This window comes from Staphylococcus carnosus, from assembly GCF_900458435.1.
Lineage (GTDB): Bacteria > Bacillota > Bacilli > Staphylococcales > Staphylococcaceae > Staphylococcus > Staphylococcus carnosus.
Window position 1 is genome coordinate 900,439 of record NZ_UHCT01000001.1, and the last position, 13,590, is coordinate 914,028.

At 32.7% G+C, this 13,590-nt stretch carries 12 protein-coding genes and 2 pseudogenes; 12 read left to right on the forward strand and 2 right to left on the reverse strand.

Annotated elements, in window-relative coordinates; translation table 11 throughout:
* The first annotated feature begins 177 nt into the window (after window positions 1-177).
* From DYE31_RS04115 to DYE31_RS04145, 7 genes are all read left to right on the forward strand, one after another.
* The gene (locus DYE31_RS04115) at window positions 178-876 is read left to right on the forward strand and encodes a FadR/GntR family transcriptional regulator (RefSeq protein ID WP_015900895.1); all 699 of its coding nucleotides are present in this window, start codon (window positions 178-180) and stop codon (window positions 874-876) included.
* 556 nt (window positions 877-1,432) lie between these two features.
* Window positions 1,433-2,371, forward strand: coding sequence for a type I phosphomannose isomerase catalytic subunit (locus DYE31_RS04120; protein ID WP_015900894.1), 939 nt, complete (start codon window positions 1,433-1,435; stop codon window positions 2,369-2,371).
* 27 nt (window positions 2,372-2,398) lie between these two features.
* Complete coding sequence (locus tag DYE31_RS04125; RefSeq protein WP_015900893.1) at window positions 2,399-2,629, forward strand: hypothetical protein; 231 nt, start codon at window positions 2,399-2,401, stop codon at window positions 2,627-2,629.
* A gap of 130 nt (window positions 2,630-2,759) precedes the next feature.
* Window positions 2,760-4,136, forward strand: coding sequence for an EVE domain-containing protein (locus DYE31_RS04130; RefSeq protein WP_015900892.1), 1,377 nt, complete (start codon window positions 2,760-2,762; stop codon window positions 4,134-4,136).
* 136 nt (window positions 4,137-4,272) lie between these two features.
* The gene (locus tag DYE31_RS04135) at window positions 4,273-4,656 is read left to right on the forward strand and encodes a thiol-disulfide oxidoreductase DCC family protein (protein ID WP_015900891.1); all 384 of its coding nucleotides are present in this window, start codon (window positions 4,273-4,275) and stop codon (window positions 4,654-4,656) included.
* Window positions 4,657-5,013: 357 nt separating this feature from the next.
* Window positions 5,014-5,460 carry a Dps family protein gene (locus tag DYE31_RS04140; RefSeq protein ID WP_015900890.1) on the forward strand — a complete coding sequence of 149 codons (447 nt, stop codon included), beginning with the start codon at window positions 5,014-5,016 and terminating at the stop codon, window positions 5,458-5,460.
* A 261-nt stretch (window positions 5,461-5,721) separates the two neighbouring features.
* Window positions 5,722-6,405, forward strand: coding sequence for a M15 family metallopeptidase (locus DYE31_RS04145; RefSeq protein ID WP_041613004.1), 684 nt, complete (start codon window positions 5,722-5,724; stop codon window positions 6,403-6,405).
* Window positions 6,406-6,466: 61 nt separating this feature from the next.
* Here DYE31_RS04145 and deoD read toward each other — a convergent pair whose 3' ends face one another.
* The gene (deoD, locus tag DYE31_RS04150; RefSeq protein WP_015900887.1) at window positions 6,467-7,174 is read right to left on the reverse strand and encodes a purine-nucleoside phosphorylase; all 708 of its coding nucleotides are present in this window, start codon (window positions 7,172-7,174) and stop codon (window positions 6,467-6,469) included.
* A gap of 224 nt (window positions 7,175-7,398) precedes the next feature.
* Here deoD and deoC point away from each other — a divergent pair, with 224 nt between their 5' ends.
* Together deoC and DYE31_RS04160 are read left to right on the forward strand one after the other, a co-directional pair.
* Complete coding sequence (gene deoC, locus DYE31_RS04155) at window positions 7,399-8,061, forward strand: deoxyribose-phosphate aldolase (RefSeq protein WP_015900886.1); 663 nt, start codon at window positions 7,399-7,401, stop codon at window positions 8,059-8,061.
* A gap of 154 nt (window positions 8,062-8,215) precedes the next feature.
* Window positions 8,216-9,468, forward strand: a pseudogene (locus tag DYE31_RS04160) (aminoacyltransferase).
* A gap of 156 nt (window positions 9,469-9,624) precedes the next feature.
* Here the strand turns inward: DYE31_RS04160 and DYE31_RS04165 are convergent.
* Complete coding sequence (locus DYE31_RS04165; protein ID WP_015900883.1) at window positions 9,625-10,089, reverse strand: S-ribosylhomocysteine lyase; 465 nt, start codon at window positions 10,087-10,089, stop codon at window positions 9,625-9,627.
* Between the two features lie 285 nt (window positions 10,090-10,374).
* Here DYE31_RS04165 and DYE31_RS12875 point away from each other — a divergent pair.
* From DYE31_RS12875 to DYE31_RS04175, 3 genes and pseudogenes are all read left to right on the forward strand, one after another.
* Window positions 10,375-11,532 (forward strand): annotated as a pseudogene (locus DYE31_RS12875) (M20 family metallopeptidase); the annotation flags it as partial.
* Window positions 11,533-11,556: 24 nt separating this feature from the next.
* Window positions 11,557-12,759 (forward strand): L-aspartate--L-methionine ligase LdmS, encoded by a 1,203-nt coding sequence (gene ldmS, locus DYE31_RS12880; protein WP_231839073.1) that lies wholly within the window; start codon window positions 11,557-11,559, stop codon window positions 12,757-12,759.
* A gap of 132 nt (window positions 12,760-12,891) precedes the next feature.
* A complete protein-coding gene (locus tag DYE31_RS04175; protein WP_015900881.1) occupies window positions 12,892-13,557 on the forward strand; it encodes a DUF2750 domain-containing protein in 666 nt (221 codons plus the stop codon).
* Window positions 13,558-13,590: the final 33 nt, after the last annotated feature.

Genomic DNA, 13,590 nt, shown 5'->3' on the forward strand with positions numbered 1-13,590 from the left:
TAATAGCATTTATCTGGAGAATGTTTAATGGAAATATACTTACAAAATACTTCGTAATAGCATGTTCATTATAAACAAAACAGCAAATGTAATTTTAAGTGTTGTTTTTTGAGATTAGCCAGTATGAATTTAATAGGATTTGTTATAATAAATGTATTAAAGCCGTGGGGGTAAACAATGAAAATTTCAAAGACAAAAATATACGAGAAAATTGCCGACATTATTTTAGAACAAATAAAATCAGGTGAATATGCGGTCGGCGATAAATTGCCTTCCATTCAAGCACTTTCAAAAGAGTACGGAGTAAGTGTGGCTTCAGTCAGAGAAGCCTTTAATGCTTTACGTACAATAGGAGTCATTGAGATTAAGCAAGGCTATGGTACATTTGTTACCCAAAAAGAACCTGTTTTTTTCAATTTGGAAGAATCTTCATTAACACGTAAACAAGTAGAAGATTTGTTAGAGTTGAGAGAAATAGTAGAGTTAGCAACTGTGAAAAAAGCAGCAGAATTAGGGACAGAAGAAAATTTACTTGAATTGAAAACTGCTTTAGAAATGATGGAAAGTGCAGTGGCAGATGGAACTTCAGGCGAAGCAGCAGATTTGAAATTCCACCTAGCAATCGCAAAAGCTGCTCAGAATTCAATGTTATTTGATTTGATGAATAATATTTCTGATGTGATTCAGGAAACAATGAAAGAAACACGAAAAATGTATTTATTTAATAAGCAAAGAACATTGAAGCGATTGTACGATGAACATTTAAAAATATATGAAGCAATTGAACAAAGAGACGTTGAAGCAGCAGAAAACAATATGAGACTTCATTTAGAGGAAGTACAAGATACGATACTGCAGAATATGGCTACTAAATAATAATTAATTAGAAGTATTAAGTTGAAATTTGGAAATTAAACTTTCAAGTCACGATATTAGAGGAGGGCTTGAAAGTTTTTTGTATTTTAAAAGACCTAAACTTTTCCGTAGTTTAGGTCTTTGCGCAAATTTTTTATCGATCTGAATAACTAGGTTATTCATTTGACATTAATCATATTCATTACCTTATATGTAACTCATGTTAAGTTATTATTAACATACTCCTATTATAACCGGTATATTAAGGTTTAAACAAGCTATAAAAGTTCTTTTTTGTAGAAAAAATTATGGAATTTTTCACTAGAAAATAAAAAGTGTTAATAGATGTAATCCTTTAGTTTTAAAGCTATAGAATTCAACGTTACTTTTGCATACATTTCTAAATGTTTATTGAATACTACCCTCTATTGAAAAATCTTGTTATAATGTTAAGGATAACGCATACATAAAATAGAAAGATAGAAATAACGCGTTTTAATTTTTGAAAACTCTTTTAAAAATTGATTTTACATAAAATAGAGAAACCAACTAATAAAGGTGGAGGTGGACAAATTCTATGCCATTGTTTTTGAAACCGATTTTTAAAGAAAGAATCTGGGGCAGTGACAATTTAGAAAAATATGGTTACCAGCTCCCAGAAAAAGATGTGGGGGAGGTATGGGCAATTTCCGCACATCAATATGGTGATAGTATAATCACAAATGGGCCGTATTCAGGTGAACCATTAAGTCGTGTCTGGGATGAGCATAAAGAGTTATTCGGTGAATTTCCAACTGCTCAATTTCCTCTTATGGTGAAAATGATAGATGCCCAAGAACCACTATCTGTACAAGTGCACCCCAATACTGCTTATGCATATGAGCATGAAAATGGTGATTATGGCAAGCAAGAATGCTGGTATATCATTGAGGCTGAAGAAGATGCAGAGATTATTTACGGTTTAAATACGGATTCTAAAGATAAATTTATAGAAGCATTAGATGAAGAAGCGCATCAAGATTTATTTAAGCATATTCCTGTTAAAGCAGGAGATTTCTTTTTTATTCCAAACGGAATTGTACATGCTATTGGTAAAGGAATCACTGTTTATGAAGTAACACAATCATCTGATGTTACTTATCGTATTTATGATTATGATCGTACGGATGAAGCGGGCAATAAACGTGAAATGCATATCGAGAAAGCAAAAGATGTCGTTGAAGTTAGGGAAGAGAGTCCTAATGTCATACCTGATACTGAAATCATAGAAAATCATAAAAGAACACAATATATTTCCAATGACAGTTTTACTGTAGTGAAATGGGAAGTTACCGGCACTTTAAATTACATGAAACCAAGAGAATTTTGTTTGGTTACAATTTTAGATGGTGAAGGTACATTGGTAACTGATGGTGACATCTATGAACTAGAAAAAGGTAAAAGTTTTATTCTGACATCTGAGGATTTAGATAATATCTTTAAAGGTGATTTTACGATTATGATTACCTATGTTTAATTCATATCAGCGAAAGAGGTGTGGTAAATGCGTAAATTTCTCTATTTAGCTTTAATATGCGGGATATTATCAGGCGCTGGTATCTTTTTGAATTTTCCTAAATATCCTAATCTGATAATCCCAGCAGCATTTTCTATACTTGGAATGGTTTGTGCACTTATTACAATTGCTGATAAGAAAACAAGCGGCATGCTAACTCTTGGAGGCGTACTCATTAATTTGATGCCATTGCTGGCCATATTTATGATGCCGAAATAACAATAACTTGTCATGCGTTTTAGCATTTGATATAAATATCTAGAATAGTAGTTTGCAATATGGAGAGGGATTATCAGCCTGTACAAAAAATATTGCACTCAAAGAAATTTTTAAAAGGAGCAGTGTCGATATGACTGAAGAAACAAATTATTTCTGGCTGAATTGCGGTTACAATCGCTGGAATCATAATGAACCGCTTGTAGGACAAACTACTTTATTTGAATCTGGTGCTCAATTCAACCCTACTCAAGGTTTTCGTGCATTTAAAAAGGCAAAAGCAGGCGATAAAGTTATTTTTTATCAAGTCCAAACAGATGCAGGACTTTTAGGAAGCGGAGAAATTATCAGTGTCCAAACTGGTGCACAACATAAGATACGTGTTCAATTCCGTTTAACAGAAGCGTTAAAGCCATTAACAGCAGATTATTTAAAACGTAGTGAAGCTTTAGAGTTCCGTATCAATAATATGAAAGAGACGTTATTCAATCAAATTTCGCCTGAAGAATTTGATTTGATTGAGCGATTGGGCAATGGTACTGCTCAAATTCCGCGTTATTTCTTCTTAGCTGAAAACAAAGAATTTGAACCAGGTGAAACATATACGCTTTTTACACATACTTATAACGGTATTAAGCGAAATGGATATCATTATTATACGCAATTAGAAATTGGAGATAAAATTGTATTTTATAGTCGAGAACAAGATCATTCGGTTGTGGGCTTAGGAGAAGTGACTCAACATCTTCGTGAATTGCCGCCTATTCCAGGCCGTACTAATAGTACTGCTATTGAAGTAAAATATAACGAAGATATTAATCCAGTCAGTTTATCAACTTTAAATAAGCATCCGCGTTTAAAAAACTTATATTATCTTCAGGAAAATGCAAAACAAGCTATTGCGAGCATGTCACAAGCACAATTTGGTGCTATCTTAGAAATGAGCGAACATAATGGTTTGAAATCACAATTTGAAGCAGTTGAAAAAAATAATGTGATTGATAAAAACGATGATGATATTAAACCGTTCATTCTATTAGTAATTAATGATAAAGATCGAGCAGAAGGATTAAAAGCTGCTGAAAATTTATTGCAAAAAACAAATGCCAATCCCGTTATCACAAGTGGTCACCCTGATTTTACAGAAGATATGCTTTATGGAAAATATTTACCGAATGAAGCGGGTGCTTTGTATTTCAGAGAAGGATTTATTACTGAATTAATGCCGAAAACAGATCGTAGTTATTTAGTAATCGATAATTTTAATCGTATTGATCCAGATATTTTCCAAACATATATCAATGTTTTAGAAGGATATGAAATGACATTACCGCGATATAACCGTGATGGCACGATGATTAAATGGTCTCGTAAAAAAGATTCTTTTTATCATTTTAATCCGAACTGGCACATTATTGGTGTAACGTATGATTCTCTAGAAGAAATTAAAGAAAAATACTCAGAACAATTTTTAAAATATGCACGTATCGTCAAAGTAAATCACGATTAGTAATAAGATTGACTATTTATGTCTTTTTAATGAAGACATAAATAGTCAATCTTTTTTGTATGTGTTGGAAATTTGCTCTGGCGGGTATGCATTATTTATACTTAATATAAGAGAAAAATAAAGGAGAGATTGATTGATGCCAATTATTTATTATGATGCTAACTGTGTTTATTGTTATAACTATGCCATATGGTTGATTAGACATGGTTTATCTCCTAGCTATCAATTTGCAACATTAAAAGGACCAGCTGGTCAAGAACTAGAACGTAAACACCCAGGTATTTTAGATATGAATACTGTAGTGTTACAAGAAGGTGAACACTTATATTTCAAATCAACTGCGATTGCAAAATTATTAATGTCACTTACTCAAGATAAATGGATGGGTATATTGCTCACATTGGTGCCGAAACCTATTCGCAATTTCGGTTACGATTTATTCGCAAACAATCGCGATAAAATGTGGCATGCAGAATGGCAAAAACCGAATGCCTATGAACAATCATTCTTCATAGATTAAAAAAGTGGAAATCCAAATGTAAAAATAATTGTAGTAGTCGATGTTTTCAATGGTGCGCTTGCATTTGAATTAATTGAGAATAGAAACTTTAGTGATGTTATATTAATTGCTAATAAATCAACAAGTTTTTCTGTGATTGGTTTGGGTGCCCAAGGTGCTATGCCATACTACTCTCAAATTGAATAGACTTATCAAAAGAGGGTATATATAACTTGTGGGGATATTTTAAAGCAAATGGATTCTTGATTAGAATTATTTTAATCTAAGACCTAATTTCTCTTTACAGATTAGAATTATTATAATATAATAGTTATTATAAAGAGAAAACGACAACAACTTAAAGGAGCGATTATTTTTATGGCAAACAAACAAGATGTAGTAGATGTGTTAAATGAACAAGTAGCAAACTGGACAGTGTTATATACAAAAATTCATAACTTCCATTGGTTTGTAAAAGGACCTCATTTCTTCTCATTACATGTTAAATTTGAAGAATTATACAATGAAGCAAGTGAAACAATTGATGAATTAGCTGAACGTATTTTAGCTATCGGTGGCGCACCAATTGCTACTATGAAAAAAAGCTTAGATGTAGCTATCGTTGATGAAGCTGAATCAGAAGGTTCTGCTGAAGATATGGTAAATGCAATTTCTAAAGACTTCAGTAATATCTCTGATCAATTAGAAAAAGCAATTGAAGTTGCTGGAGATGCTGAAGATGATGTATCACAAGATATGTTAATCGCATTGCAAACATCTGTAGATAAACACAACTGGATGTTCCAATCTTTCTTAGGTAAATAATCGTTCGAAAACGGTTGAATATGGGCATATATCAAACTCTTACTTTATTTTTTAAAAGTAAGAGTTTTTTATTTTGAAATAATTAAGGTTTTGTAAAATAGAGTTGACGTTAACAAGTAGTTTTGTATAATAAATTTCAGAAAGTACTTTGATATTTATTAAATATAAAATGTGCGCCATGTGATGTGTAAGATTCATAAAACAACGATACATAAAAACATGATATTAACAGATGAAAATGAGAGGACGTGGCCAGTCAAAATGAATCGTTATATAGGGGGATTTTTAGCTGCAACGCTATTATTAGGCGGATGTAGTCAAAAAGATGATGAAAATCATAATAGTAAAAAAGATCATGTCAAAACTGTTCAGCAAGGCAAAGGTACTAAACATCAAGTCGCTCATATAGATGGTGTCACTAAAGTTGATGGTATAATTTTAGTGAATAAATCAGTTCCGATTGCAAAAGGTTATAATAAAGGCGAAGATGCAGTTGCTAAAACACAATTAAGTAAAATGATTAGTGATGGCAGAAAAGAAGGATTGAATATTATCTATAGAAGTGGTTTCAGATCTTATGCTGAACAAACACAACTTTATAATAGTTATGTTCAGCGTGATGGTAAAAAGGCAGCTGATAAGTATAGTGCAGCTCCTGGTACTTCTGAACATCAAACTGGATTGGCTTTTGATATTGGTACCAATCCTAGTAACTCAGATTTCAAAACTGCATTCGGTTCAACAGCAGAAGGAAGATGGTTGGCTAAAAATGCTTATAAATATGGGTTCATTTTAAGATATCCAAAAGGTAAAGAAAAAATAACAGGTTATCAATATGAACCATGGCATTTTAGATATGTCGGCAAAAAGGCTGCAAAAGCTATTCATGATCAGAAAACTACATTAGAAGAATATTTAGATTATGGATACAACAAAAGAAAATGATAAAAAAAGTGCGCACTTTTTCGGTTCGCACTTTTTTTATCAGGATAAAGTTTTATCAGGATTATGCAATTTCTAATGCAATTTCCATCATTTGAGTAAATGAGTTTTGACGTTCCTCAGCTGTAGTTGCTTCATCACGTAAAATGTGATCACTTACAGTGAAAATACCTAACGCTTTTTTACCTGCATAAGTTGCGTTTAAGTAAAGGCCAGCTGATTCCATTTCAATACCTAAAATTCCCATACGGTGCCATTGATCATTAAAAGTAGGGTCAGCATTGTAGAATGTATCTGATGAAAGCACATTACCAACGTGTGTAGTTGCACCTAGTTCATCAGCAGCTTTTTTAGCTTTTACCATTAAGTCGAAATCTCCAAGAGGAGCAAAGTGACCAGGAATATTGTATTGATCTACATAACTAGAATTTGTAGAAGCCCCTTGTGCAATAATAATATCGTATAAATTAACATCTTCTTGTAATGCACCACAAGAACCTACTCTGATAATTGTATCTACATCAAAAGTGTTATAAAGTTCATATGAGTATATTCCGATACTTGGAATCCCCATACCTGATCCCATTACAGAAACTTCTTTACCTTTGTATGTTCCAGTGTATCCGAACATATTTCGAACTTCGTTAAATTGTACTACATCTTCTAAATAGTTATCAGCAATATATTTTGCACGTAACGGGTCGCCTGGCATTAAAACAGTTTTAGCAATTTTAGTACCATTTGGTTGAATATGTGGTGTACCTTTTGTCATATATAATCTGCTCCTTCATTAAAAAAGAATATTTAATTTAAAGATAACATGAGAAGGGCTGATTTGCGAGGATAATAATGTTTGCACATGTTTTTGAGTTGAATTTGTGAAAATTCTTATTTAGGAGAATCTCTTATATTTTAGTAGGCTAAAATATTTGGTAAAATAGTAGACAAGAAGATAAAATAAATTAAGATAAATAGAAAAATTGGAGGCAATAATCCATGGATTACGCAAAATATATTGATCATACATTATTAAAACCAGATGCAACATTGGATCAAATTGATAAATTAATAGATGAAGCAAAAGAATATCATTTTAAATCTGTATGTATTAACCCGACATACGTTAAACATGCAGCTGAAGCTTTAAAAGATTCTGATGTATTGGTATGTACAGTAATTGGTTTCCCATTAGGTGCAAATACTTCAGCAACTAAAGCTTTTGAAGTTGAAGATGCTGTTAAGAATGGTGCCGACGAATTAGATATGATTATTAATATCGGAGCATTAAAGGATGGACGTTATGATGAAGTGAGAAAAGACATTGAAGCGGTTGTAAAAGCTTCAGGAGATCATACAGTTAAAGTGATTATTGAAACAGTATTATTAACTGACGAAGAAAAAAGAAAAGCTTCAGAAATTAGTAAAGAAGCAGGCGCTGATTTTGTTAAAACATCAACTGGTTTTGCAGGCGGCGGTGCCACTGTTGAAGACGTTAAGTTAATGAAAGAAGTAGTGGGCGATGATCTAGAAGTAAAAGCTTCTGGTGGCGTTCGTAATTTAGAAGACTTTAAAGCGATGATAGATGCAGGAGCAACACGTGTGGGAGCAAGTGCAGGAGTTCAAATTATTCAAGGATTAGAATCTGATTCAGACTATTAATAGAAATTATTCTAAAGTATACCTTTTCTTTTTTGAGAAGGTATACTTTTTTATTGCACAAAGAACAATATGAATATTTTAGGCTACTATATTGTACGCTTTATAAAACAGTGGTAATCTTAAAGAGATGTTAAATCAACAAAGGAGTTACAGCATGTATTTTACAACATTGACAGCAGAAGAATTTCAACAATTTACTAAAGAAAATTTTTCCACTACACGCAATATTCAAGGCATTTTCAATATAGAAACATAAATCAAAAGGATAGCCATTTAGTTGGAGTCAAAGATAGCAGTGATAATGTTATTGCAGCTTGTCTTTTAACTGAGGCAAGATGTTTAAGATATTTTAGATATTTCTATACTCACAGAGGCCCTGTAATGGATTATAGTGACATGAAATTAGTGAAATATTTTTTCGCCTCCCTTACTAAATATTTAAGAAAACTTAAATGTATTTATGTATTGGTAGACCCGTATCTACTTGAAAGCATTAGAGAGACAGACGGAGAAATTATAGATAAGTATAATAACAAGGTATTAATAAAAGAATTAGCAAAACTAGGCTATATTCATCAAGGATATTCAACAGGCTATTCTCAAATGAGCCAAATTAGATGGTTATCTGTTTTGGATTTAAAAGACAAAACGGAAACACAAATATTAAATGAGATGGACTATCAAACACGCAGAAATATTAAAAAAACATACGAAATGGGTGTGCAGGTCAGAACTTTATCTATAGATGAAACACCTGCATTTTTTGAATTATTCAGGATGGCAGAGGAAAAGCATGGGTTTAAATTTCGAGAATTAGAATACTTTAAACAAATGCAACATACCTATGGAAATCGTGCATTCTTAAAAATGGCTTATGTTGATCTACATAACTATTTAAATAAATTAAATGAGAAACAGAACGAGTTAGTCTCAGAGTTGAATAAAATTAATGCTAAATTAGAGGAAAGTCCTAATTCCAAAAAGACAAAAAGTAAATTGAATCAACTCAAACAACAAGAAGCGAGTAATAATCGTAAAATAAATGAAACGAAAGATTTAATAAAGACAAAAGGGGATACTTTAAATCTTGCGGCAGCATTATATTTGTACAACGAACATGAAGTTTATTATTTATCAAGTGGTTCTAACCCAGAATATAACCAATTCATGGGCGCTTATAGACTTCAATGGGAAATGATTAAATTTGCTAAAAAGAATCATATAGATCGTTATAATTTTTATGGTGTTACTGGAGATTTTTCTGATAACGCAGAGGATTATGGGGTACAAAGATTTAAAGAAGGTTTCAATGCATATATTGAAGAATATATTGGAGACTTTATAAAACCTGTACGCCCATTGATTTATAAATTATATCAACTCACTGAAAAAGCACGCCATAAATAAAAAAGTTGTATTATAAGAAGGATGAAATGCAACAATAATAGAATTTTAAAAAGACTGTTATTTAGATATCCTTTTTAATATAAATAGAGACTCCGATAATGAAATGATTTTTCACTACCGGAGTCTCTATTTATTTACTTATTATTAAACCACGTATTATTCACTGAAAATTTTATCCCATTGATCTCTTTTGTCTAAGAAATCTTGAGCAATTTCTTTCGCACCTTCTAGTGAGTGACTTGCTGCCCAACCACATTGAACTTCGTTGCATGCTGGTACTTCATCTGCTGCAAGAACATCTTTTAAAGTTGCTTCAATAATATTCAAAACATCTTCATAATCATCATGATTGATTAAAGATACATAAAATCCTGTTTGGCAACCCATAGGGCTTAAATCAACCACTTTATCAGTATGGTTTCTAATATTTTCAGCCATTAAATGTTCTAAAGAATGCAATCCTGGCATTTTCATGTGCTCTTTATTAGGTTGTTTGAAACGAATATCATATTTTTTAATTACATCGCCGTTTGCGCCTTCTACTGTTCCTGCTAAACGTACGAATGGTGCAACAACTTTAGTGTGGTCTAAATTGAAACTTTCAACGTTCATTTTTGGCATAACGTAAATCCTCCTCTAGTTCTTTGTATTAATTGTAACAAGCAAAAGGCACTTTTACAATTTGTATGGCTCAATTTTACGGTTTAAGTTGATAAGTTTACTCGGGATAAATTTATTAAATTTTCGAAAAAGTAATGACAAAGCCTAGAAAAAGCATTAAAATGTTTATTAATCGATTTTACTGATAAAGATATAATCATGAGATTGAAAGCTATAAACGAGAGTTCCCAGAATCTTTCAATGCTCAACAGATTTATAACTTTTGAATAAAGGGAGCTATGTGAAATGTCAGTTGAAACACAAGTTGAACAATTTATTAAAAATAAAGAGTCAGAATTTATAGATATTAGTCATAGAATTCATGAACGTCCGGAATTAGGAAACCAAGAAGTATTCGCTTCTGGTTTATTAATGCAAGAACTCACGAAATATGGATTTGAAATTGAACAAGATATTGCAGGACACCCAACTGGTTTTATTGCTGAATATAATAGTCATAAACCAGGCCCCACTATTGGCTTCCTTGCTGAATATGATGCATTGCCAGGTCTTGGACATGCATGCGGTCACAATGTTATTGGAACAACAAGTGTTTTAGCAGGTATCGCTTTGAAAGAAGTGATTGACGAAGTAGGAGGCAAAGTAGTTGTGCTCGGCTGTCCTGCAGAAGAGGGCGGCGAAAATGGAAGTGCCAAGGCAAGTTATGTTAAAGCAGGTGTCATTGATCAACTAGATGTTGCTTTAATGCTGCATCCAGGGAACGAAACGTATAAAACAATTAATACATTAGCAGTAGATGTATTAGATATTAAGTTTTACGGACGTAGTGCACATGCATCAGAAAATGCAGATGAGGCAATCAATGCATTAGATGCGATGATCAGTTTCTTTAATGGTATTGCACAACTTAGACAGCAAATTAAAAAGGGTGAACGTGTGCATGGTGTCATTTTAGATGGAGGCCAAGCTGCAAATATCATTCCTGATTTTACACATGCACGTTTTTATACGAGATCAAGAACAAGAAAAGATTTAGACTTTTTAACAAAACGTGTAGGTCAAATTGCACAAGGGGCAGCTGTACAAACAGGCTGTGATTATGAATGCAAACCTATTCAAAATGGTGTGAACGAATTTATTTTGACTCCTACATTAGATGAACTATTTGCTTATTATGCTAAAAAGTATGGAGAAGAAGTTAGTGAAGATGATTTTGGATATGGTTCAACAGATACAGGTAATGTCAGCCATGTGGTACCGACATTGCATGCGCATATTAAAATTGGACCAAGCAACTTAGTCGGGCATACTTATAAATTTAAAGAAGCTGCAGCGAGTGAGCATGGTGACAGCGCATTAATCAAAGGTGCAACAATTTTAACGCGTATGGCGCTAGATTTGATTTCTAATAACGAATTATTAAGAGAAATCAAAGAACAACATGTGCGCAAAGTGAAAAAAGCTTCACTGAAAGAATTCCGTAAGCATTCTGAACAGCCGAAAGTAACGTTAAGTGATTTATATGAGGACGATATTGTCTATACATCTCGACCTTCATATGTTTCAAATCCATGGTTGGAACCAGATGAACATCAATCTAACTTTTTAACTGGACGTGAATTATTAATCGCCAATAAAATGCCAGTTATTGTCCATGAAGCGAGTGTCACAGATAAACTCAAACAACTCTTTGATGAAGTAGGCAAAGAAGTACCTAATAATGTCTATAAGTTTCATAACCAAGCAAGTTATGAACATTTATTGCAATCATTAACAAAAGAAGATCACAAAAAAATCTATTTCCAATATGTGCATAGCGAAGATTTAGTAGCTAAAGAAGATTATGCGCTCGATAAAGATGTGTATGTTGCATTGAATAACAAAGCGCGTATACCTGAATGGACGGCTGGTAAATATCTGCCTAAACGTCAAATTGTAGAAATAGAAGAATTTGAAGCAGCTGTGCGAGATTGGGATTTCCCGCTTGTTTTGAAACCTGGTGATGATTTGCCGACAGCTGGTGGATATGGTGTGATGATTTGTTATAACGAAGAAGATTTAGACAAAGCCATCAAAAGAATTAATAATGCAGTTGAAGAGACAGACACAATTATTATTGAACAAAAAATCGAGGCAATTGCCAACTACTGTGTTCAGTTTGCTTATTCTGAACAATTAGGTTTGAAATATTTAGGTACAACTGAACAGTTAACGAATAAATATGGTTTCTATAATGGTAACCAAAGCGTGCCAGTTGATGAAGTACCGCAAGCTGTCATTGAAGCGGGTAGAGAAATCATGGAAATCGGTATTGATAAAGGTTTCTATGGTGTTGGCGGTTTTGATTTGCTGTTTGATAAATATGGAGATGTTTATGCAATTGATTTGAACTTCCGTCAAAATGGTTCAACAAGTATGTTGTTGTTGGATGATGAATTATCTGGTGCTAACCATAAATTTTATAGTTACTTCGCAAATGGTGACAATACAAAATTTTTCCGTACGATAATGAAGTATGTACGACAAGGTAAAATTTATCCATTGTCTTATTATGACGGAGATTGGTATGGTAAGAATAAAGTGAATTCTCGCTTTGCTTGTATCTGGCATGGCAGCAGTCGTGAAGAAGTTGAACTCAATGAACGTGCATTCTTAAAAGAATTAGAATAATGAAGAATATTAATAAACCAGCAGTTTATTCTGTTGGTTTATTTAGTTATATTCAATAATGTTACATTGACTGATATGAGATATTATCATATATTTGGGATGATAAACAACAATAGAGAAAGTGGGTTTGTTATGGATTATAAACACGAATCATTTTTTAAGGATTTACTTGTAAATGAAACTTACTATATTGCTATCAAGGACAAGAAAATGGTAAGAAAAGAAGTAGATGGCAAAAATTATCCTTGCTTTTGGACTGAGAAAAGCTTAGCAGAAGAGTTTTTTAAAGATAATCATCAAAGTTATGATAAAATTATTTCACGCGACATCGATCGTTTTGTAACAAGTGAAATGGATGATTTATTCGATAAAGGCGATGAAGTACTTGTTAATGTTACGGATACTGTAAAAGGTCATTTTATTGATATTTATGAATTCACAAAAGAATTAATGACTGAACTTGATCGTATTCGTACTGTAGAGTTTTCACGTATTACAGCAAGCACTGATGAAGTCTATGGATTAACAGACAAAGGCAGTAAGCATTTTATTATCATCAGTGAAAATGGTGAAAGCAAGCCGAATATCATGCCAGTATGGAGTGATTACAAATCTGCTGAAAAAGTACGCGACGAAGATTTTGAAGAATGCGAAGTTCGCGAAGTAGAAGGTGAAGTTTTCAGCGACTGGTTAGAAAAATTGAGAGACAATGATGAAGGTGTAGGAATTAATCTCAAACCTGGCGTTGTTGGTACAATAGTTTCTGCGCAAACTTTAAAAAATGAACTTTCATATTAAAAGAAAAATCCGCAACCTGATTATAGGTCGCGG

What these genes read in the sequence shown, in the direction of transcription:
- DYE31_RS04125 (WP_015900893.1), top strand. Translation starts at nt 2,399, where the DNA reads ATGCGTAAATTTCTCTATTTAGCTTTAATATGCGGGATATTATCAGGC.
- DYE31_RS04175 (WP_015900881.1), top strand. Translation starts at nt 12,892, where the DNA reads ATGGATTATAAACACGAATCATTTTTTAAGGATTTACTTGTAAATGAA.
- DYE31_RS04165 (WP_015900883.1), bottom strand. Translation starts at nt 10,089, where the DNA reads ATGCCAAAAATGAACGTTGAAAGTTTCAATTTAGACCACACTAAAGTT.
- DYE31_RS04135 (WP_015900891.1), top strand. Translation starts at nt 4,273, where the DNA reads ATGCCAATTATTTATTATGATGCTAACTGTGTTTATTGTTATAACTAT.
- deoD (WP_015900887.1), bottom strand. Translation starts at nt 7,174, where the DNA reads ATGACAAAAGGTACACCACATATTCAACCAAATGGTACTAAAATTGCT.
- deoC (WP_015900886.1), top strand. Translation starts at nt 7,399, where the DNA reads ATGGATTACGCAAAATATATTGATCATACATTATTAAAACCAGATGCA.
- DYE31_RS04115 (WP_015900895.1), top strand. Translation starts at nt 178, where the DNA reads ATGAAAATTTCAAAGACAAAAATATACGAGAAAATTGCCGACATTATT.
- DYE31_RS04120 (WP_015900894.1), top strand. Translation starts at nt 1,433, where the DNA reads ATGCCATTGTTTTTGAAACCGATTTTTAAAGAAAGAATCTGGGGCAGT.
- DYE31_RS04130 (WP_015900892.1), top strand. Translation starts at nt 2,760, where the DNA reads ATGACTGAAGAAACAAATTATTTCTGGCTGAATTGCGGTTACAATCGC.
- DYE31_RS04140 (WP_015900890.1), top strand. Translation starts at nt 5,014, where the DNA reads ATGGCAAACAAACAAGATGTAGTAGATGTGTTAAATGAACAAGTAGCA.
- DYE31_RS04145 (WP_041613004.1), top strand. Translation starts at nt 5,722, where the DNA reads ATGAATCGTTATATAGGGGGATTTTTAGCTGCAACGCTATTATTAGGC.